Origin of the sequence: Flavobacterium plurextorum (assembly GCF_002217395.1) — a bacterium.
Classification (GTDB): Bacteria; Bacteroidota; Bacteroidia; order Flavobacteriales; family Flavobacteriaceae; genus Flavobacterium; species Flavobacterium plurextorum.
Genome location: NZ_MUHD01000021.1, coordinates 23,633 through 46,301, shown reverse-complemented (window position 1 = coordinate 46,301; position 22,669 = coordinate 23,633). Strand labels below are relative to the sequence as shown.

The following is a 22,669-nucleotide window of genomic DNA, read 5'->3' as shown; positions in this document are numbered from 1 at the left end:
TTAACATAAAAAAAGGGGTTCCTGTAAGATATTTACTTCTCCCTAAAACACAAAGATTCCTGCGCAAATTCTTAAAGAAAACACAATTAAACGCTTTTCTTTTAGTAATCAGGAGTATAATTTCCGAAACAAAACATAAACAATTGACAAAGAGAAAAGTAAAGTATACCGATATTTTACAAAAAATCACAATATTATCTTCCCTTTAAAACTCCGTATACCATTTCAACACTTTTATGCTGTCAAAAATAAGTTCAGAAAAGGAGCTTAGCGTGAATTAATTTTAAAAAATAAAGGCTTCTATAACTAAATTATTATTTTTTAATACGCTTCATTTTATTAAACATAAATGTAACAATGCTTTCACGCAAATTTTAGAAATGACTTATCTTTGTAAAAAACAAAAAGTAATGAACAAAAAAGTTATCCTTATGATTTTAGATGGTTGGGGAAAATCTCCTGACCCTAAAGTATCTGCAATAGACAATGCAAATGTTCCTTTTATAAACAGCCTTTATAAAGATTACCCAAACGCACAACTTCGTACTGACGGCTTAAATGTTGGTTTACCTGAAGGGCAAATGGGAAACAGCGAAGTTGGACATATGAATCTTGGCGCTGGAAGAATTGTATATCAGGATTTAGCCAAAATTAATTTAGCAGTAGCCCACAAAACACTTGCTAAAGAACAGGTTTTAATTGACGCTTTTACTTATGCTAAAGAAAACAATAAAAAAGTACACTTTTTAGGATTAGTTTCTGACGGTGGTGTTCACTCTCACACTTCTCACTTGCGCGGTTTAATTGATGCTTCGCAAGAATATGGTTTAGACAAAGTTTACGTACACGCTTTTACTGACGGACGTGATGTTGACCCGAAATCTGGAGCTAAATACATTCATGATTTAGAAGATTATATTAAAGATACTCCTGTAAAAATCGCTTCGATAATTGGTCGTTACTATGCAATGGATCGTGACAAAAGATGGGAACGTGTAAAATTAGCTTACGATTTAGTTGTTAACGCAGTTGGAACTCCATCAAAAAATGCAGTTGCAAGCGTTCTTGAGAGTTACGAAAAAAACATAACAGACGAGTTTATCGAGCCTGTTGTTATGGTAGATGAAAACGAAAAACCTCTTGCAACAATTGAAGAAGGTGATGTTGTTATTTTCTTCAATTTTAGAACTGACAGAGGGCGCGAACTTACTGAAGCGCTTTCACAACAAGATTTTCACGAGCAAAACATGCACAAATTAAACTTGTATTATGTTACGCTTACAAACTACGACGAAACATACCAAAATGTAAAAGTGGTTTACAACAAAGATAATATTACCGAAACTCTTGGTGAAGTTTTAGAAAAAGCAGGCAAAAAACAAATTCGTATTGCTGAAACTGAAAAATATCCTCACGTAACATTTTTCTTCTCTGGTGGAAGAGAAACTCCTTTTGAAGGCGAATCTCGTATTTTAAGAAATTCACCAAAAGTAGCAACTTACGATTTACAACCAGAAATGAGCGCTTATGAACTTACAGACGCACTTGTTCCTGAATTAAATAAAGGCGAAGTAGATTTTGTTTGTTTGAATTTTGCAAACGGTGATATGGTTGGTCATACAGGAATTATGAGCGCCGCTATCAAAGCTTGCGAGGCTGTTGATGCTTGCGTAAAACAAGTTATCGAAGCTGCTCTTGCAAACAATTATACTACAATTGTAATTGCCGATCACGGAAATTGCGAAACAATGATTAATCCTGACGGAAGTCCAAATACAGCACACACAACAAATCCAGTGCCGATTATTTTAGTTGATAAGGATTTAAAGAACATTCAAAATGGTGTTTTAGGAGATATTGCTCCAACTATTTTAGAATTAATGGGAGTACCACAACCAAATGCAATGACCTGTCACTCATTACTATAAACTCCGTTTAAATAATTTTTAAAAGCTGCTCTAATTCAAGAGCAGCTTTTTTTTTGCAAAAATAAAAGCTAAATGTTCTTTATTGATAGTAATACTATTATCTTTGCATTTAAAATAATTTTTATGGAAATTATACTATCGAATCTAAAAATCCAAGTAAACGAAAAGATCTATGTAAAAGATCCCGAAACATCAGCGCTGGGAAAAAAAATAATTGAACAGAGTATTCTGCTTATCGATACCATTGGTTTTGATAATTTTACATTTAAAAAATTAGGAGAAAAAATAGGATCAAACGAGAGTTCGATTTATCGTTATTTTGAAAATAAGCATAAGCTCTTAGTTTATCTATCTTCTTGGTATTGGAGCTGGATTGAATACAAACTAGTATTCACCACAACGAATATTATGGATAAAAATGAAAAACTAAGAAAAGCCATCACATTAGTTACAGAAAAAATAACAGATGATGTTTCGACAGATCATATAAACGAAGCTGTTTTAAATCAGATAATAATTGCTGAATTTACAAAAACACTTCATACTAAAGAAGTTGATCAGGAAAACAAAGAAGGTTTTTTCTTAATTTACAAACGGGTTATCAATAGGATTGTTGCCATTGTAAAAGAGGTAAATCCAGATTATCCATATGCAAAATCTCTGGTTTCAACAATTGTTGAAGGAAGCCTGCATCAGCACTTTTTAACAGATCATTTAAAAACAATTACCAATTGCAATGAAACTGTGACAACCACACAGTTTTACATTAATCTAGCAGAAAACGTTTTACGCTAACTATAAAAAAATCAACATGACACCTTTAAAACGATTTTACAATTTACTTGAATTAGACAAAAAAGACATTTACCAACTCTTTTTCTATGCCATTTTTGCGGGTTTAATCAGTTTATCACTTCCTTTAGGAATTCAGGCAATTATAGCTTTTATACAATCTGGCAGAGTAAGTGCTTCTTGGATCGTACTTATTATTCTAGTGGTTGCCGGAGTAGCCCTTGTTGGGGTTTTAGCTTTTATGCAATTGCGAATTACTGAAAACCTACAGCAAAAAATATTTGTTCGCGCTTCGTTTGAATTTGCAGCTCGTTTACCAAAAATAAAATCTGAGGAATTATACGGTACTTATCCGCCGGAACTAACAAATCGTTTTTTTGATACGCTAACTATTCAAAAAGGAACTTCAAAATTGCTAACTGATTTTTCTGCTGCACTGCTTCAAATTATTTTTGGACTTATATTACTATCTCTCTATCATCCCTATTTTATTGTATTTGGTCTTTTACTGTTTCTACTCTTATATTTTATCTTCAAATTCTCCTATAACTCTGGACTAGAAACGAGTTTAAAAGAATCAAAATTCAAGTACAAAGTGGCTGGCTGGCTGCAAGAAATGGCACGTAATAATTTCAGTTTCAAAAATCAATTGAACTATGATTTTGCACTTCAAAAGAATAATAAAATAGTAACAAACTATCTTAATTATCGTGAGAAACATTTTAGCATCATCAAAAAGCAATTTACACAGCTGATTCTTTTCAAAATTATCATTACTGCAAGTTTATTATCTATTGGAGGATATCTTGTATTAAGTCAGGAAATGAATATTGGTCAATTTGTTGCTGCCGAAATCATTATTTTATTAGTAATAAATTCTGTCGAAAAGATTATTCTTGGACTTGAAAGTTTCTATGATGTCTTAACAGCTGTTGAAAAAATAGGACAGGTAACTGATTTAGAATTAGAAGAAAACATAGATTCTGAAAGCGATAATTGCTACACTAATATCACTTTGGAAACTGAAAATTTAAAATTTAAATTCCCAGATTCGCCTATAAACGCATTAGATTCTATAACGCTAAAAATAAATCAAGGAGAAAAAATTGTTATTGAAGGCGAAAATGGCTCTGGAAAAACAACTCTTATCCGCTTATTATCTGGTTTATTAAAACAAAGTTCTGGCGCTTTTTATATAAATGATGACACATTTAGAAAAATAAACATCAAACAATATCGCTCGCAAATTGGCAATATCATTCATAATGAAACACCTTTTGAAGGAACAATTTTAGAGAATATAACTTTTAATGATCCTTCAATAAGTACTGAAGATTTAAAATGGGCGCTTGACGGAGTACAGCTGAGTTCTTTTATAAAACTTCTGCCAAAAGGCTTAGACACACATATTTATCCAGAAGGAAGACAACTATCCTCTTCTAACGCACAGAAAATATTATTAGCTCGAAGTATAATTCATAAACCAAAAATACTTTTTTATGAAGACCCAACTGATACTATGGACGAAAGTGTTGCTAATGAAATTATAGATTTTATTACTTCAGATAAAAACAAGTGGACGATTATTGTTTCATCCAAAAATCCGCATTGGAAAACAAAATCGACACGACAAATTACAATGCAAAACGGTCTTATTCTACTTGATCAAAAAAACGATATGCCATGCTAAACATTTCTGACAATAAAACCAAGCTGCAATCTCTTGAACGATACGAGACTGTAAAAAACCTAAGCAACAGAACTCATTATAAAATTTTAAATAAGATTATAATAGGTACTTCAATTCTAGGAATAACTGCTCTTTTTCTGCCATGGACACAAAATGTTTCTGGATCAGGATCTGTAACAACTTTAAAGCCTAATCAAAGACCACAATCGATTCAGAGTGTTATTTCTGGTCGAATTGAAAAATGGTATGTACAAGAAGGTGATTTTGTAAAAAAGGGAGATACTATCTTATTTATTTCTGAAATAAAAGAGGATTACATGGATCCTAATTTGGTCGAAAACACCAAAAATCAGGTAGAAGCTAAGAAAAACTCTCTAGAATCATACGATGAAAAAGTGCAAACTCTTTCTAGTCAAATTCAGGCGATTGAAAATGAAAAGAGACTAAAACTAGAACAAGCTAGAAACAAAGTCAGACAATCTCTTTTAAAAATAAAAAGTGACAGCATTGATCTTGTCGCTGCAAGAACACAGCTTCGAATTGCAAATACGCAATACAACCGATCTGTTCAATTAAACAAAGAAGGTTTAAAACCGCTTACAGATGTCGAAGAGAAACGTTTAAAACTGCAAGATGTTGATGCAAAAATCATAACACAGGAGAATAAGTTTTTATCCAGTAAAAATGAATACATAAACGCTAAAGTTGAAGTTAACCGAATTTCTGCTGAATATGCTGAAAAAGCAGCTAAAGCAAAAAGTGATCAATTTACCACACTAAGCAACAAGTTTGATACTGAGGCTCAAGTAAGTAAACTTGAAAACCAATACACAAATTACAGCTTAAGAAATGGTATGTATTACATTAAGGCAGTACAAGACGGCTACATAAACCGCGCTTTGCAAGCAGGTTTAGGCGAAACGGTCAAAGAAGGAACTCCAATTGTAACAATAATGCCTTCTCAATATGATCTTGCTGTAGAAACTTATGTAAACCCAATTGATCTGCCTTTGATTAAAAAAGGCGAAAAAGTCCGTGTTTGGTTTGACGGCTGGCCAACAATTGTATTTTCAGGATGGCCGGATATATCCTACGGAACTTTTGGAGGAAAAGTCGTGGCGATAGAAAACTTTATAAGCAGCAATGGAAAATATAGAGTTTTAATTGCTCCGGATCCTGATGAAGCACATTGGCCTAAACAATTAAGCATTGGCTCTGGCGCACAAACAATTGCTTTACTAGATACGGTGCCAATTTGGTTCGAAATCTGGAGAACTTTAAATGGTTTCCCTCCTAACTATTACAAAACTGGCGAAAAAGCAACTAAAGAGAAAAAATAATGAAACGGATACTTATAGCTTTTCTATTTTTGAGCTGTACGGTTTTTAGCCAGCAGCCCATATCTAAAGAACTCACCTATGATGAGTTTCTTGGATATGTAAAAAAATACCATCCTTTGGTAAAAAATGCCAATTTAGAAATCAGTAAAGCACAAGCCAATTTAATGATGGCAAGAGGTGGTTTTGATCCAAAAATTGAAGTAGATTTTAGTCAAAAAAAGTTTAAAGACAAAGAATATTATTCTATTTTAAACAGCAGTTTTAAAATTCCAACTTGGTACGGAATCGAGCTAAAAGCTGGATTTGACAACAATGAAGGTGTTTATCTTAATCCTGAAAACACAACACCTAATCAAGGTTTAACTTCATTTGGAATCAGCGTTCCTGTTGGACAAGGACTATTCATTAATCAACGAATGGCAGATGTTCGTAAAGCAAAAATTCAGATAAAACTAAGTGAGTCTGAACGAAAACTTGAGGCTGTCAGCGTTTTATATGATGCTTCTCTTGCTTATTTCAATTGGAAAAAGAATTTTGAAGAAATGAAACTGTATGAGACTTATAATAAAAATGCCGAAATACGTTTGGAAGGAATTAAATCTTTGACAAATCAAGGCGACAAACCTGCGATTGACAGTATTGAAGCAGGAATTATTGTAAAAAACAGAGCTTTGAGCCTTGAAGATTCTAAATTAAAATTAGCAAAAGCAAAACTGGAATTATCAAATTTCATGTGGCTTGACAACAATATTCCCCTCGAAATTTCAGATGAACTTGTACCAGAAAGCACGCTGGAAAGCACATTGCAGGAAACGCTAAAAACAAACGATCTTTTGCAAAAAGATTTCAGTTTAGAAACGCATCCAAAACTAAATGCGATGCAGAACAAAATAGACATCTTGAATGTAGAAAAAGATCTAAAGCAAAATATGCTGCTGCCAAAAATAAACATTGGTTATGCTTATTTATCGGAACCAAATTACATCGACAATTATAAATTTGACGATTACAAAATTGGTCTGGAATTTTACTTTCCTTTATTTCTGCGAAAAGAAAGAGGAAGTTTGAAATTAGCAAAATACAAACTACAGGAAAACGAATTTGCATTAGCATTAGAAAAAACACAATTGACTAACAAAATCAGTGCTCAAAAAATAGAAATCAATTCGCTTATAAAACAGAAAAAACTAGCTAAAGATTTAGTAGAAAACAACTTGACAATGTTAAATTCTGAAGAGCGTTTATTCTCATTTGGAGAAAGCTCTTTGTTTTTGATTAACACTCGTGAGAACAACTTAGTAAGTGCAAAACTTGCTTCAATAGCACTTGAAAACCGTTTTTATATCTCTAATTCTGAGCTTTTCAAAATCATGGCAAATCCTGATTGATAAAACTTCAACCATATAAGTGATATAAGCTCATTTAAATAAAAACAAAAATGCAGCAACTTAAAATCACTTATATGGTTTAAAATAATTGGTTAAACTATAAAATAATGATACGTCCATTCGACAGCATAAATTACAAGACCAATAAGTCCCCCAACTAAAGTCCCGTTGATTCTGATATATTGAAGATCTTTACCAATTTCTAATTCTAGTTTTTCAGAAACCTCTTTACCATCCCAACTTTTTACGGTTGAAGAAATCAAATCGCCTATAACTTTTTTATTATTCAAAAGAACAGACAAAAGATCATTTTTAATAAAATTATTGATCTTATCAATCATATGCGAATCTTCCTTTATTCCGTTTCCGAAACTTTGAATTAATCCAGCAATACTATTTTTAATAGACGAATCTTCCCCTTTTTTCAAATCATTAGAAATCGAAAGCTTTATTTCATCCCAAATCCCATTAATATAATCCTGAACTTCTTTTTTGCCCACAAAACTTAAAATCATATTATTGATCTTAACTCTCATTTCTTCAGAATTTTTGACCTTCTCTAAAAAATTGTATACGTATTCATCAATTTTAATTCGTACTGCACTTTCTGGATTTTTTGCTTCATTCAAGAAATCTTGTAATCCATTAAAAACACCTTCTGTAATACTTTTATCAGCAAGACCAAAACTCAGAAACGGAGTTGACGCTTTTACTTTTTTCCGAATCAAGTCTTTATTATTTGTCAATTCAGCACTCATAACCGTCAAAAGATTCGTCAATAACTGATCTTTTACATTTCCTTTTTGTAAAGGTTCTAAAGCCAAAGCCACCCAATCTCCGAAATTAATTCCTTCTAGTTTTTCTGCAAACTGAACCTGAATAAACCGCTTTACATCTTCGTCTTTTATAGTTCTTAAAACTCCCGGAATAATATTTACAGCAACAACATTTGCAATTTTATCTGCATTTTCCTGCTGTGAAAGCCAATCTGATGCTTTTGATGCAAAATTGAATTCTTCCAATTTAATCTCTAATTTTTCACGATTTAGAAATTCTTCCGAAACAAAATTTCCAAGATTCTCTCCAATCTCGTTTTTCTTGGTCGGAATTATAGCTGTATGCCAAATTGGTATTCCAAGCGGATGACGAAACAAAGCCACAACTGCAAACCAATCAGCAATTCCGCCAACCATCGCTGCCTCGCTGAACGCTTGAAGCATTGGGATTTTAAAATAAATTGCCACTACAAACAGCAAAACGGCAATACCCAAAAGCAACAAAGCATTTCTCTTCATTTTCTTTAATGCTTTTACTTTTGCAATATCCTGATCAGTCGAAATTTCCATGATTATTGACATTTTACTACTAATTTATGGCTTTTTTCTGAGACATCAGATCTTTTCAACTTTCTTTTTAAAAGCCCAGAATTTCATGAATTATCACGAATTAAAATTTGAGAGAATTTTTAAACACAATACAATTAGTGATAATTCGTGAAATTCGTGGCGAAAAAAATAATATAAAATTGTACTTTTGCGAACTGAAAATGGGAAAAATATGATTATCCAAAAAACTAGAGAAGAAATCGAATTAATGCGCGAAAGTGCTTTGATCGTATCAAAAACATTAGGAATGATTGCTTCTGAAATTAAAGAAGGAGTTACAACATTATATCTTGACAAATTAGCCGAAGAATTTATCCGTGATCACGGTGCCGTTCCAAGCTTTTTAGGACTATATGATTTTCCTAATTCACTTTGTATGAGTCCAAATTCTCAGGTTGTTCACGGAATTCCAAATAACACTCCTCTAAAAAGCGGTGATGTAATTTCGGTAGATTGCGGAGCATTTAAAAATGGATATCACGGAGATCACGCTTATAGTTTCGAAATTGGAGAAGTTGCACCTGAAGTTAAAAAACTTTTGCAGGTAACTAAGGAATCTCTTTATGTTGGAATTAGAGAATTTAAAGCAGGAAATCGTGTTGAAGATGTTGGAAATGCGATTCAAAAATATACAGAAGCTCATGGTTACGGAGTTGTTCGTGAACTGGTTGGACATGGTGTTGGGCAAAAAATGCACGAAGAACCAGAAATGCCAAACTACGGAAAACGAGGTCGTGGAAAACTATTCGTTGAAGGAATGGTAGTTGCAATTGAACCAATGATTAACCTTGGAACCAGAAACATTAAGCAGCATAAAGACGGCTGGACAATTACAACTGCAGATGGAAAAGCCAGTGCACATTTCGAACATGACGTGGCATTAGTTGATGGTAAACCTGAATTATTATCTACTTTTCAATACATCTACAAAGCTTTAGGAATCGAAAGCAATGAAGAAGACGAATTTAGAAAAGTGCCGCTTGTTTTATAACACAGATTTCACTAATTAGCACGAAATATACTTTGCCGAAATTTCACAAAATAAAAAAGTTGATGCATAATGAGTGATTTATATTTAAGAGATGAGTCTTATAAAATTATTGGAATCTGTATGGAAGTCCATAAAATTTTAGGGAAAGGACACAATGAAAAGGTTTATGGTGATGCTTTAGAATATGAATTCCAACGAAATGAAATCCCTTATAATCGTGAATTAAAATATAATATTACGTACAAAGACATAATATTGCCTAGTTATTATTTTGCTGATTTTGTTATTTTCGACGAAATTATTTTAGAACTCAAAGCAATCGCAGCTTTATCAACAAGTGAAATTAAGCAGACCTTAAATTATTTAGTAGCATCAAAAAACAAATTAGGTTTGTTAGTCAATTTTGGCGAAGACAGCCTTAAATACAAAAGAATAATACTTTAACCCAAATTAAAAGTTCGTGAAATTTCACCACAACATTAATCCGTGTCAATTTGTGAAATTCGTGTTCAAATTTATTTAACTGTGAAAAAACTTTTCAAATTAGTTTTAAATACTATTCCAAGACCTATATTAATTCGTTTGAGTTACGTGGCACGTCCTATTTTAGCTTTATCGCTGAAAGGAACTAAATTCACTGATCCTATTGACGGAAAAAGCTTCAAATCGTTTTTGCCTTATGGATACGGAAAACAACGTAATAATGTACTTTCGCCAAGTACACTTTCGCTAGAAAGACACCGATTGCTTTGGTTGTACTTAAATGATCAAACTGATTTTTTTACAGCACCAAAAAAAGTACTTCATTTTGCTCCGGAACAAGCTTTTTATAAACTTTTCCGTAAGCAGAAAAATCTTGATTATACAACAACCGATTTGTTTTCGCCTTTGGCAGATGTAAAAGCAGATATTTGCAACTTACCTTTTAAAGACAACGAATACGATGTGATTTTATGCAATCACGTTTTAGAACATATTCCAGACGACACAAAAGCAATGCAGGAATTATTTAGAGTTTTAAAACCTGGCGGAATGGCAATTCTTCAAATTCCACAAGATCTATCTCGTGAAGTTACATTTGCTGATGATTCGATTACAGATCAAAAAGAACGTGCTAGAATTTTTGGACAATACGATCATGTTCGCATTTACGGACGTGATTATTTCGACAAATTAAGAAGCATTGGTTTTATTGTAATTGAAGAAGATTATACTAATAAAATTACACCAGAACTGGTAGAAAAATATTGTTTAGCAAAAGGAGAAATTATCCCGCTTTGCTTCAAACCAGAAAACTAAAGAATAAAGATTTCTTTACAGTATACAAGTCATTAAATTTCATTAAAAACTTTTCAAAATAGCAATACTTTGAAAAGTTTTTAATTTTTAGACTATTTATCTAATTACAACCAAACCAAATCTCAAACCTTGGAACCTGCAAAATCATTTCAATTTTGTTTTGACATCAGTTTTGAAAAAAACCTGAACACTTATCTTCCAACAGCATATATTGTTGAAAATAATAGTGAAATCAAATATTTAAACAAAAAAGCAAGCACAGAAGTACTTGAAAGTTTTGGAATCGCATTTGAAAGCTTAGATTCTAACACAAAAAAAATACTGACCGCTTGCGAGTCTTTAAAATTGGAATTCATTTTCAAAAAATTCAGCGCAAAAGTAAAATCAGCAAAAACCATTACTGATTTACAAAAAGATTCTAAAATTGATTTTGCCATTCGTCAGTATTTAAATTTTAATCTAAGTTCGTTTTATAATCTAATTGTAAAAGAACAATTTCCGCTGTCTATTGACATTGGACCTGAGAAAGATTTTTATCGTTCCAGAGTTGATGTAAATCCGCTGTATTTTGAACCGCTGATTCAGTTTGACAAACATTCTGAAGGAATCACTTATACCCTTTCTTTAAAAGAAAATGAAACTGTTTTTCTACCGATGAACAGTAAGATTGATATTCTTTTGAATGAACCAGGCTGGCTGATTATCAATAAAAAATTAGGACAGCTGAAAGATCTAAACACTAAAAAACTACAGCCCTTTTTAACTAAAAAATCAATAGAAATACCTTCTAAATTAGTCGATAATTTTTTCAAGAATTTCATTCCTGAAATAGCTAAAAAAATCGACATCGAAGCAACTGGTTTTGAAGTTGAAAATCGTGACAAGATTCTTTCCTGCACGATTCAGCCCGTTTATGATTTCTTTAAAAACTGTTATTACCTCAACCTTTATTTTGACTACAACGGTTATACATTTGACGCAGGTAAAACAAAAAAAACACATTCATTTGTAGATTTCAACGCTGCAGGCGAACCTAAAGTTATTCAGTTTAAACGAAGTTCTGACGAAACCTTATATACAGAAAAACTGCTTGAACTTGGTTTAATAAAAATTAAAAATGAATTATTTGGATTAAATACTGCAATAGAAACTCCAGATCCTTATCTCAATATTCAATTCATTATTGATCACAAAGAAGACCTTGAAAGTTTGGGTTTTACAATTGAAAATCTAAAACTGGAAAGTAAAGAAATTATTACCGAAAATCATTCTGTTTTAACTTCAAAAGAAACTGCTGGAGACTGGTTTGACATCAAAATAATCATCACAATTGGTTCGTATACGATCAATTTTAGTGAAATCATTCCCAATATAAAAAGCAAAGAGAGACTCTTTTTACTGCCAGACGGAAACTATTTTTTGATTCCGCTAGAATGGTTCAGTAAATACAGCTCGCTGGCCAAATTAGCTAAAACAGAAAATGGAAATCTGCTTTTGCGTAAAAGTAATTTTGCGACATTAGACACCATTACAGAAATCAAAAACGAAGTTATTCACAAAGCTGAATATACCTCTTCTGAGTTACTAAAAGCAACTTTAAGACCTTATCAAATTGACGGCGTAAAATGGCTTTTAGGTCACCACAACTCTAATTTGGGCGCTTGTCTTGCCGACGACATGGGACTTGGAAAAACATTGCAAACTTTAGCCGTTCTAGTTGCCGTACAGGAACAATTAGGTTTTACAACAAAAACCACAAATTTTGATTTGTTTGCCAATGAAACTACGATAGAAAGAGAACCGCTCAAAGCTTTAATTGTTTTGCCTTCTTCACTAGTTTTTAACTGGTATAATGAATCAGGAAAATTTACTCCGCATTTTTCAAAAATGCAATATGTGGGTAATGACAGAAAACAATTAGCCAGCAGATTAGCCTCAACTGATTTAATTTTTACAAGCTACAGCATTATTCATCGCGATATTGCAATTTTAGAAAAGTATGATTTTCGTTATTTAATTTTGGACGAAAGTCAGTACATAAAAAACAAAGATTCTAAGATTTTTAAAGCTATAAATAAAATTGAAACGGCTCATAAAATCGCCTTGAGCGGTACTCCAATTGAAAACTCGCTGGACGATTTATGGTCACAGATGCAATTTATAAATCCAGATATCTTGGGCAGTTATAATTTCTTTGCAGCCAATTTTAAAATTCCAATTGAAAAAAAACAAGATGAGAATATTTTATCTGAGCTAAAAAACCTCGTTCAGCCTTATATTCTAAGAAGAACTAAAGAACAGGTTCTAAAAGATTTACCTGAATTATCGGAGCAGATTTATTACTGCAATATGGATCCTGAACAGGAAAAATTATACGAAAAAGAAAAATCAAAAGCGCGTAATTTTTTACTTAAAACTGATGGTTCAAGTCCTGACAAAATCAGCATTATCAATACGTTGATGAAGCTGCGACAATTAAGTAATCACCCGAAAATGGTAGATAAGGATTCAGAAATCGATTCTGGAAAATATATCGCTGTCACAAATTATTTAGAAACTTTAGTAAAAGGAAAACAAAAAGCGATCATTTTTAGTTCATTCGTTACGAATCTAAGTTTCTACACTGATTGGTGTAAGGAGAACAAAATAGAGTATTGTGAAATTACAGGCGAAACTCCTGCTCATAAAAGAGAGCAGCAGGTAAAACTGTTCCAGGAAAAAGAAAATCCTTTGTTGTTTTTTATTTCACTTAAAGCCGGCGGCGTTGGATTAAATATCACCAAAGCTTCGTATGTTTTATTTTTAGATCCGTGGTGGAATCCTTTTGCTGAAAAACAAGGAGTTGGTCGTGCGCACCGAATTGGACAGCTTAACAAAGTCAATGTTATACGATTTATTTCGAAAAATACGGTTGAGGAAAAAATAATCAAGCTGCAGGAAAACAAAAAACTGCTGTCTGATTCGCTTTTAGAAGAAAGTTATATCAATGACGAAATCGAAGCTAATTTAGAGTACATTTTAAATTCTTAATACGTTAAACCAATAAAACAGTCTATTTTTCGTTACATAAAATTGTTATATTTACAATCTTACAACGTAATAAGATGCCAAAATTTTTATATACAAGCTTATTTTTTATTCTAATTTTCACTTTGGCGAAAGCCCAAAATGTTCAAAAAGAAATTGATCCGCCTTATAATATCAAAACTGTTTCGTTTGTACAAAATGGCAGTAATGTTGTTCCTATTTTTGAATTAGGATCAACATTTGAATTTCAATTTGATGATTTATTTGGAAGCGAGGCCAATTATTACTTCGAAATTACGCATTGCGATTACAATTGGATTCCGTCAGACATTCCAAAAACAGACTTTTTACTTGGTTTTGATGGTCAGCGAATAACTGATTATTCTAATTCTTTTAATACACTTCAAATATATTCGCATTATAGACTTCGGTTTCCAAATCAATTTACTACGCAATTGCGAATTTCTGGAAACTACATTTTAAAAATTTTAAATGAAGATAAAGAAGTTGTACTTGCGAGAAAGTTTATTTTGTTTGAAAATCATTGTACCGTTGCAGCTCAAGTAAAAAGAAGCCGAAACCTAAGCAATATTGATTTCAAACAGAATCTTGATTTTGCAATAGTCTCAAATGATATTACTTTTCAAACGCCGACACAAAATGTAAAGGTTCTTTTATTGCAAAACGGAAATTTCAATACTGCAATAAAAAATATCCCTCCACAATATACAATTGGAAATCAGCTTGTTTACAAATACGATGCTGAAACTCAGTTTTGGGGCGGGAATGAATTTTTATATTTTGAAAACAAAGACATTCGAGCTGCCAATAATAATGTTGGAAAAGTAGGAACCAGCAACGATGTTTATAATTCTTATTTGTACACAAATCGTGCTCGAGGCAATCAGATCTATACTTTATATCAAGATGTTAACGGAAATTTTGTGGTTAAAAACATAAACGGATCAAATAATGATATTGAGGCCGATTATGCGTGGGTTTACTTTTCGCTTTCGGCTCCTGCTTTCAGACTTAATAAAGATATTTATATAACTGGAATGTTTAATAATTACAGTTTATCGCCAGAATACAAAATGGATTATAATACTGAAAAAGGTATCTATGAAAAGGCTGTAATGATAAAACAAGGTTTTACGAATTTTCAATATACGGTAGCTGATAAAAAAGGAAACATCGATAATGAAAATGCTATTGACGGCAATTTTTATCAAACAGAAAACGAATACACAATTTTGGTTTACTACAAGGAAAGCATAGATCGTTATCAAAGAGTTATAGGAAAAGGAAATGCAAACTCAATAAATATCGTAAATTAAAACATTGTTAAGGTTTTAGGACAAAAGATTTTTTTTTGTAGATTTGCATATATAATATACACATATTTACTACGTTAGTATGGTTTCTCAAATTACAAGAGGCATAAAAATATCTGTTTTGACTAGTTTTGAAGGAACTTACTTCAAAAACTACAAAATTCACTTTGCTTTTAGTTACGTAGTTACAATCGAAAATCACAGTAAAGATTCTGTTCAGTTAACTTCTCGTCATTGGGAAATTTTCGACTCTCTAAATGATTTGGAAGTTGTAGACGGTGAAGGTGTAATTGGTAAAAAACCAGTTTTAAAACCAGGAGAAAATCACACTTATAGTTCAGGTTGTTTATTATCGTCACCATATGGCGCTATGAAAGGTCATTTTAACATGATCAATTTTACTACAACAAAAACATTCAAGGTTATTGTACCTACTTTTAGAATGTGTGCTCCTTTTGCTTTAAACTAAATCATAGTTTAAAAGCTATCTTCTTTTTATCGTTATCTAAATCATAAATTTATCAAATTATTAATTTATCCTTTGTACTTTTGTGCGACGTTAGATTATTCGTAACAATCAAATCATCTAACCTGCAAATTGTCTAATTATCTAATTTTAAATAACATGCTAAAAGGATTCTTTCATGTACCAAAAGCGGTAAACGAACCGGTAAAAGGCTACGCACCTAACTCTCCAGAAAAAGCAGCTGTTCAAGCGGCTTACACTACAATGTGGAACTCTCAAATTGATGTTCCTTTATATATTGGAAGTGAAGAAATCAAAACTGGAAACACTAGAAACATTACAGCTCCTCATGATCACAAACATATCGTTGGAAAATATCATTTAGCTGAAAAACAACATATCGAAAGCGCCATTGCAAATGCTCTTGAATCAAGAAAAGCATGGGCAAATATGGCATGGGAACAACGTGCTGCTATTTTCTTAAAAGCTGCTGAATTAATCGCTGGACCATACAGAGCGCGTATTAATGCTGCAACCATGATTGGTCAATCTAAAAATATTCACCAAGCAGAAATTGATGCTTCTTGTGAATTAATTGACTTTTTACGTTACAACGTAGAGTTCATGACTCAAATTTATAACGATCAGCCAAAATCAGATTCTTCTGTTTGGAACCGTTTAGAATATAGACCTCTTGAAGGATTTATTTACGCAATTACTCCTTTTAACTTTACTGCTATTGCCGCAAACCTTCCTGCAAGTGCTGCAATGATGGGTAACGTTGTGGTTTGGAAACCAAGTGACAGCCAAGTATTCTCTACAAAAATTATCCTTGAAGTTTTCAAAGAAGCTGGAGTTCCTGATGGAGTTATCAATGTAGTTTTTGGAGATGCTTTAATGATTACTGATACTGTTTTAGCAAGCCGCGATTTTGCAGGTGTTCACTTTACAGGTTCAACTCACGTATTTAAAGATATTTGGGCAAAAATTGGAGCAAATATTCACAATTACAAAACATATCCTAGAATTGTTGGAGAAACTGGTGGTAAAGATTTTATCATTGCACACCCAAGTGCAAACGTAAAACAAGTAGTTACAGGAATTACTCGTGGTGCATTTGAATTTCAAGGGCAAAAATGTTCTGCTGCTTCAAGAGCTTATATCCCACAAAGTTTATGGCCGGCTGTAAAAGAGCAATTAATTGCTGATGTAAAATCAATGAAAATGGGTTCTCCAGAAGATTTCGGAAACTTTATTACTGCAGTTATCCACGAAGGTTCTTTTGATAAATTAGCAAGTTATATCGACCAAGCTAAAAAAGATGCTGACGCTGAAATTATTGTTGGTGGAAATTACGATAAATCTGTTGGATACTTTGTTGAACCAACGGTTATTGTAACTACAAATCCAAAATATACTACAATGGAAACTGAGTTATTTGGACCAGTTATCACAATTTATGTTTACGAAGATGCTAAGTGGGAAGAAACTTTAGAATTAGTTGATACTACTTCTGAGTACGCTTTAACTGGAGCGGTTTTCAGCCAAGATCGTTATGCTATTGAAGTAGCTACAACGAAATTACAAAATGCAGCTGGTAACTTCTACATCAACGATAAACCAACTGGAGCGGTTGTAGGAATGCAGCCTTTTGGTGGAGCAAGAGCTTCTGGAACTAACGATAAAGCAGGTTCTGCATTGAACTTATTGCGTTGGGCTTCTCCTAGAACTATCAAAGAAACTTTTGTAACTCCTGAAGATTACAGATATCCTTTCTTAGGTTAATTTTTGTTTCATCCCGACAGCTATCGGGACAAGTTTCAAATTTTGTGACTTATTCATATAAAAAAGCCGAATCTTTTCATTGAGATTCGGCTTCTTTATTTCTTTTAAATTTGGGTATACCTACAAAAATTGATCTTTTAATTGCCTAAATCAAAACTTGAAATAGTATGAAAGGCATCTGCTTCTTTATTTTTTTCTCCGGGAAAAGTATCGTAATTAACTACCAGTAATTTTCCTTTATAAATAATAGTTTCACACGGATTATCTAATTTCCCATCGGAACCATCGGCATCGTCATTTTCCCAAATTAAAGAAATTGTGTTCGTGTTTAAATTGAGTTGATGTACGCTGTTATTTTCATAATTTGCAATAAAAATGGCGTTTCTTTTTTCATCATAAAAAAAACCATCACAACATTTTAATTGATCTGAATCAAAAACAACTTTATTTGATTTTACTCTTCCATCTTTCTCAAATTCGATTTTATTGATAACGCCATCACCAAAATTTCCTGCATAAAGATTCCCTTTTTTATCAAAAGCAATTCCGTCAATTCCTATCGTTCTTTTTGTAACTTCGGGTTTTAATGTAAAAGTTGCAATGAGATAATTTTTCTTATTCGATGCATCCAAAATAATATTTTTAGCGTTTAATTGCTCTAGCGAAAAACTATAAATTCCGCTTTCTCTTCTATTTTCAAACAAAGCATCTGTTATATAAATTCGGTTTTTAGACCATCTCACCGCTTCTCCAAAATTAAATCCTTCTACCAAAACCTCAGCATTCAAAGGTTTCCCGTCTTTTACAATAACTCTAATCAATCTGGAAAAGTTCTCTTTTTCAGCAAAAAACTGATTATCCATTATGTATAAATTCCCATCAGGACCAAACTCCATTCCCATTGGATGCACCTTTTTTGTGATTGGGTGCAATGGCAATTTATCAAACCAAACTACTGGTTTATCATTTTTATCAAACGTTAGAATTTTACTTCCATATTTTTCAAATGTAATTGGATTTGTAATAGATAAAAACAAGTTGCCTTTTTTATCCAAAGCCATTCCATCAGGCGTTTGGCAGGTTTCTCCCAAATCGGCAAATAAAGTTGGTTTTATTACTTTCGAAGTCTTACTATATGTAATTTCTTGATTGCTTGCTTGTGAAAATAAATTCGAGGCATTGAATAAAATTAGAATCCCAATGGCAGTTTTAATTGCTTTTTTCATTTGTTTTAGTTTTACTTGTTTCTTGGTTAAAAAGGTTTTCATTTTAATGTATTACTTAAAATTGTCACTAACAGAATAATAAATTTGATCATTGTTTCTATTTTTTGACGAATATAAATGCGGTACCAATATCTTACTTTGCGCATAGCTGAAAAACCTCTTTTAGCATTCAAACAATCCTTTTTCGACAAACTGTTGGGTTCGTATGCGCAGATTGTCATTTTAAACGCTAAAACGTATTATTCAGATTTGTGAACAAGGCTTTTTTCTATATTTTGTTATCTTGCTCCCAATTAAAGATCTTATGAATTTTATTAGACAAATTGATTTTAAAAGAGTTGCTCTTCATTGTTTATACTGGATTTTCTTCTTGTTTTTTTATATTACAAATAAATCAAATGACACCAGTACTTATGATTTTACGTTTGTATATACTTGGAAGATTCTAGCGCAGGCAATCGCTGGTTATGGATTAATATATTGGATTATTCCGCAGACACTTAACAAAAAGAAATACCTACTTTTTATAGTTTCTGCTTTAAGCTGGCTCTATATTGTTTTTGCATTTTTGATGATCCTTAAATATTATTATTTGGAACCAAAATTTCCAGGATTTTTTGATGATTGGCTTGGACATAAAATGAACATTCCTCAAAGATTAACTTCTGTAAAATTGATTCTACGAGAGTTTTCTTTTATTACCTATCCAATTATTATTTTAGGTTTTATCAGCTTCAACAGAAAACAACAGCGTCTTTTAAAACTCGAAGAAGAAAAGAAATCAATGGAATTAAAGGTTCTGAAAAATCAATTAAATCCTCATTTCCTTTTTAATACCTTAAACAACTTATACACTTTAACACTAAAAAAAGACGATAAAGCACCCGAAGTAATTGCTAAACTATCTGAAATTCTAGACTTTGTTTTGTATCGATGTAATGAAGATTATGTTTCTATTGAAAAAGAAATCGCTTTAATTGAGAATTATATTGCTTTGGAAAAACTCCGCTACAGCGAAAACAGATTAGATATTTCATTTACCAAAGACATTCAGGAAAGCAATAAAATTTCTCCTTTAATTGTATTAACTTTTATCGAAAATGCTTTTAAACATGGTGTAGTTAATGAAACAGAAAAAGCTGCAATTCGGTTAAAATTAGAAAGTAAAAAACAGCAGATTATTTTTAGTATTGAGAATACAAAACCCAAGAATGATTTTGCCGCAATTTCAGACAAATCAAAAATAGGTTTAATAAATGTTCGTAAACAACTTGATTTGCTATATCCCAAAAAGCATAAAATGGAAATTAACGAAACGCAAACACATTATACAGTAAAACTTTACCTTAGTCTTTAATTTAGCTTGTTGTATAGAACACAAATGAAGAAGTTATATAAAAGTGACCTGAACTAAATTCAAAAAAAATGAAACATAAATGTATTATAGTTGACGATGAACCTTTGGCAAGAGAATTAATCGCTTCGCATTTGACAAATTTTGAAAATTTTGAATTAATTGATTCTTTCGAAAATGCACTGAAAGCTTATGCTTTTTTGGAAAACAATGTTGTTGATCTTATTTTTTTGGATATAGAGATGCCTTTACTAAAAGGAAATGATTTTTTGAAAAAATTGAAAAACCCTCCAAAAGTAATTTTCACTACAGCTTACAGAGAATATGCGCTGGAAGGATATGAACTCAATGTAATTGATTACCTTTTAAAACCTATTACTTTTGATCGTTTTTTTGTTTCAATTGAAAAATTCAGGCAATTACAAGCTCCAAAAAAAGAAAATAATTCAACGTCCGAAAACTACATTTTTGTAACCAGCGGAAATAAAAATATCAAAATTATTCTGGATGAAATATTATTTATTGAAAGCTTGAAAGATTACATTACTATTCATCTCGAAAATAGAAAATCATATCACATCAAACAAAACATCTCTGTTTTCGAAAAGTTACTAAATTCTGATTTTGTTCGTGTTCATCGTTCTTACATTATTCAAACAAAAAAATTGACTTCTTATTCTAAAAATGAAATCGAAATACATTCTATTGAAATCCCTATTGGGAATAGCTACAAAGAAAACTGGTTAAATCATTTAAATACAATCATCTAAAAAAAGCCGAATCATTTTCAAGATTCGGCTTTTACTTTTATTACTTCAGATTTACAGAAAAATAACTTCTCCCGAATGCAAATCATAATAAGCTCCTATGATTTTGATTTCGCCTTTATCTGCCATTTCTTTTAAAATTGGACTTTTTGCTTTGATATTTGCGATTGTTTCAATCACATTTGTTTTTGCAACATAATCAACAAATTCATCATTTTTAGACGTTTTGTCTCCTTTAAAATCTTGAGATTTTGCTACTGCTGGTTTTATTTTAGCAAGCATTGCTGTAATGTTTCCTAATTCTACATTGTCAATCGCTGATTTTATTGCTCCGCAGGATTCATGTCCTAAAACCAAAATAAGTTTTGCACCCGAAACTTTACAGCCAAATTCCATGCTGCCTAACAAATCTTCATTCACAAAATTACCAGCAACTCTTCCAACGAAAAGATCTCCAATTCCTTTATCAAAAACATCTTCTACCGGAATTCTGCTGTCGAGACAAGAAAGAATAACTGCTTTTGGATATTGCCCTTCGACTGCATCGCGAACCAATGCCGAATGATCTCTTAAGGTTAAATCATTATTCATATAGCGTTTGTTTCCTTCTTTCAAACTCTGAATAACCAAATCGGGCGTAAGAGCTTTTTGTTGTTCTGCGGTCAGAACTTTTTCTTTTAACGGAACTAATTTTGAAGCTGTTTCGATCATTACATTTTCATGTAATTCTTCAGGTTCTTTTGTTTCTTTTGTTTGTTTCTTTTCGCAAGAAACTACAAAAAACATCATTAAACCAATCGTGCATAGTATTTTATTCATCTTAAATATTTTAAAATTAGATAATTAAAAAGGCCAAATAATAAATTGAAAAAGTAAAATTTCTTACAAGTTTTACCAAACTAAATTTATAAAAAATAGCCTTACTTTAATTAACATTTTCATTCAATTTTGTTGTAATACTTTTCTTATAACATTGATTCCTAATACCATACAGTTGTTAAAAAACTTATTTTGTTGTTTTAAAAACTTCTTATACCATTTCGCAAAAAAACATCCTTTTAAATTTGCTTAAAATAATTTAAGCATCAATTATAATTTAACACTTTGGTCAAATGAGGAATTTAAACAATGTCCCTAAAGTAATTTTAGAATCAAAAAGTATAGGTCATTCAATTGATTTTGCTTGGACTAGCAAGAAAATAGATAAATTTTTAGATCCTCTCGAACAAAATCAAGAGCTGGAAAATGCGTTAACTCATATTAATCACAAAGGCTCAATTGGTCTAACTGCTGCATTATTAGAATGGATTTACTGGCGCTTTACAGGATTTACACAAACAACAAATGACACTCAAAAACGAATTGAAGCTCTTTGGTGTTCTATTAATGACCGAGAACAAACAGAACCTTTATTATTTGATACAAACTTTGAAATCACAGCAACTGGCTCAGTTGACGGAGCATTATGGATCGCTTTGATGAACGTAAGAATGATTGACGTTAGATATAGAAAAGGATCCTATTTTTTACAAAACGAACTTTTAGGCTTAACATTATTAGCACGTCACATTACTCCAAAAAAGAAAACTTTTGATAAATGGCTTAACAATACTATTGCAAATTTAGCCACATTATATCCTTGCACCTATAGTTATAATGATTTAGACGAATCTGATGAAGGGGTTTACAATTCATCTAATGAACCTGTAATATGCCGCGAATTTTTCTTTGATCCCGAATTTAAATATAGTCCTGAAGCATCAGAAGATGCAATTCATAGTTTTATTGACAATCTAGATCTTAAAGCAAATCCGTTTTTGAATTTTGCTAAAAAAGCCTCTAAATCAGCATAATATAATTTAAAAAAAAATAACCCGAAAGAAAATTCATTCGGGTT

18 protein-coding genes are annotated in these 22,669 nt (G+C 31.8%); 15 read left to right on the top strand and 3 right to left on the bottom strand.

Translation table 11 applies throughout. The features are described 5' to 3' along the window. The first annotated feature begins 410 nt into the window (after nt 1-410). The 5 genes from gpmI (at nt 411) to B0A81_RS11715 (ending at nt 7,138) form a co-directional block, all read left to right on the top strand. Nucleotides 411-1,928 (top strand): 2,3-bisphosphoglycerate-independent phosphoglycerate mutase, encoded by a 1,518-nt coding sequence (gene gpmI, locus B0A81_RS11735; RefSeq protein ID WP_089058214.1) that lies wholly within the window; start codon nt 411-413, stop codon nt 1,926-1,928. A 123-nt stretch (nt 1,929-2,051) separates the two neighbouring features. Beyond that, on the top strand, nt 2,052-2,723 hold the full coding sequence (locus tag B0A81_RS11730) for a TetR/AcrR family transcriptional regulator (RefSeq protein ID WP_089058316.1): 672 nt from the start codon (nt 2,052-2,054) through the stop codon (nt 2,721-2,723). Nucleotides 2,724-2,739: 16 nt separating this feature from the next. Beyond that, on the top strand, nt 2,740-4,410 hold the full coding sequence (locus B0A81_RS11725; protein ID WP_089058213.1) for a peptidase domain-containing ABC transporter: 1,671 nt from the start codon (nt 2,740-2,742) through the stop codon (nt 4,408-4,410). Further along, nucleotides 4,404-5,750 (top strand): HlyD family secretion protein, encoded by a 1,347-nt coding sequence (locus tag B0A81_RS11720; protein WP_089058212.1) that lies wholly within the window; start codon nt 4,404-4,406, stop codon nt 5,748-5,750. The genes B0A81_RS11725 and B0A81_RS11720 overlap by 7 nt, the downstream gene beginning before the upstream one ends. Beyond that, nucleotides 5,750-7,138, top strand: coding sequence for a TolC family protein (locus B0A81_RS11715; RefSeq protein WP_165768062.1), 1,389 nt, complete (start codon nt 5,750-5,752; stop codon nt 7,136-7,138). The genes B0A81_RS11720 and B0A81_RS11715 overlap by 1 nt, the downstream gene beginning before the upstream one ends. 92 nt (nt 7,139-7,230) lie before the next feature. Here the strand turns inward: B0A81_RS11715 and B0A81_RS11710 are convergent, their stop codons facing one another. After that, on the bottom strand, nt 7,231-8,484 hold the full coding sequence (locus B0A81_RS11710) for a DUF445 domain-containing protein (protein WP_089058211.1): 1,254 nt from the start codon (nt 8,482-8,484) through the stop codon (nt 7,231-7,233). A 211-nt stretch (nt 8,485-8,695) separates the two neighbouring features. Here B0A81_RS11710 and map point away from each other — a divergent pair, with 211 nt between their 5' ends. From map to pruA, 7 genes are all read left to right on the top strand, one after another. Next, a complete protein-coding gene (map, locus tag B0A81_RS11705) occupies nt 8,696-9,514 on the top strand; it encodes a type I methionyl aminopeptidase (protein WP_089058210.1) in 819 nt (272 codons plus the stop codon). Between the two features lie 69 nt (nt 9,515-9,583). Then, complete coding sequence (locus tag B0A81_RS11700; RefSeq protein WP_089058209.1) at nt 9,584-9,958, top strand: GxxExxY protein; 375 nt, start codon at nt 9,584-9,586, stop codon at nt 9,956-9,958. Nucleotides 9,959-10,039: 81 nt separating this feature from the next. Next, the gene (locus B0A81_RS11695; RefSeq protein WP_089058314.1) at nt 10,040-10,813 is read left to right on the top strand and encodes a class I SAM-dependent methyltransferase; all 774 of its coding nucleotides are present in this window, start codon (nt 10,040-10,042) and stop codon (nt 10,811-10,813) included. Nucleotides 10,814-10,942: 129 nt separating this feature from the next. Next, entirely contained in the window at nt 10,943-13,843 is a 2,901-nt protein-coding gene (locus B0A81_RS11690; protein WP_089058208.1) for a DEAD/DEAH box helicase, read from the top strand. A 74-nt stretch (nt 13,844-13,917) separates the two neighbouring features. Next, nucleotides 13,918-15,177, top strand: coding sequence for a type IX secretion system plug protein (locus B0A81_RS11685; protein ID WP_089058207.1), 1,260 nt, complete (start codon nt 13,918-13,920; stop codon nt 15,175-15,177). A gap of 79 nt (nt 15,178-15,256) precedes the next feature. Beyond that, nucleotides 15,257-15,643 (top strand): Co2+/Mg2+ efflux protein ApaG, encoded by a 387-nt coding sequence (apaG, locus tag B0A81_RS11680; protein WP_008467225.1) that lies wholly within the window; start codon nt 15,257-15,259, stop codon nt 15,641-15,643. A gap of 156 nt (nt 15,644-15,799) precedes the next feature. Beyond that, the gene (gene pruA / locus B0A81_RS11675) at nt 15,800-17,425 is read left to right on the top strand and encodes an L-glutamate gamma-semialdehyde dehydrogenase (RefSeq protein WP_089058206.1); all 1,626 of its coding nucleotides are present in this window, start codon (nt 15,800-15,802) and stop codon (nt 17,423-17,425) included. A gap of 137 nt (nt 17,426-17,562) precedes the next feature. Here the strand turns inward: pruA and B0A81_RS11670 are convergent, their stop codons facing one another. Beyond that, a complete protein-coding gene (locus B0A81_RS11670) occupies nt 17,563-18,651 on the bottom strand; it encodes an NHL repeat-containing protein (RefSeq protein WP_165768061.1) in 1,089 nt (362 codons plus the stop codon). A gap of 304 nt (nt 18,652-18,955) precedes the next feature. Here B0A81_RS11670 and B0A81_RS11660 point away from each other — a divergent pair, with 304 nt between their 5' ends. Next, on the top strand, nt 18,956-20,008 hold the full coding sequence (locus B0A81_RS11660; RefSeq protein ID WP_089058203.1) for a sensor histidine kinase: 1,053 nt from the start codon (nt 18,956-18,958) through the stop codon (nt 20,006-20,008). Nucleotides 20,009-20,076: 68 nt separating this feature from the next. Further along, nucleotides 20,077-20,775 carry a LytR/AlgR family response regulator transcription factor gene (locus B0A81_RS11655; RefSeq protein ID WP_089058202.1) on the top strand — a complete coding sequence of 233 codons (699 nt, stop codon included), beginning with the start codon at nt 20,077-20,079 and terminating at the stop codon, nt 20,773-20,775. Between the two features lie 51 nt (nt 20,776-20,826). On the opposite strand, the gene B0A81_RS11650 is transcribed toward B0A81_RS11655, so the two are convergent. Beyond that, the gene (locus tag B0A81_RS11650) at nt 20,827-21,591 is read right to left on the bottom strand and encodes a carbonic anhydrase family protein (protein ID WP_244281380.1); all 765 of its coding nucleotides are present in this window, start codon (nt 21,589-21,591) and stop codon (nt 20,827-20,829) included. A 293-nt stretch (nt 21,592-21,884) separates the two neighbouring features. Between B0A81_RS11650 and B0A81_RS11645 the strand changes: the two genes are divergently transcribed. Beyond that, complete coding sequence (locus B0A81_RS11645) at nt 21,885-22,625, top strand: hypothetical protein (protein WP_089058200.1); 741 nt, start codon at nt 21,885-21,887, stop codon at nt 22,623-22,625. Nucleotides 22,626-22,669 lie beyond the last annotated feature (44 nt).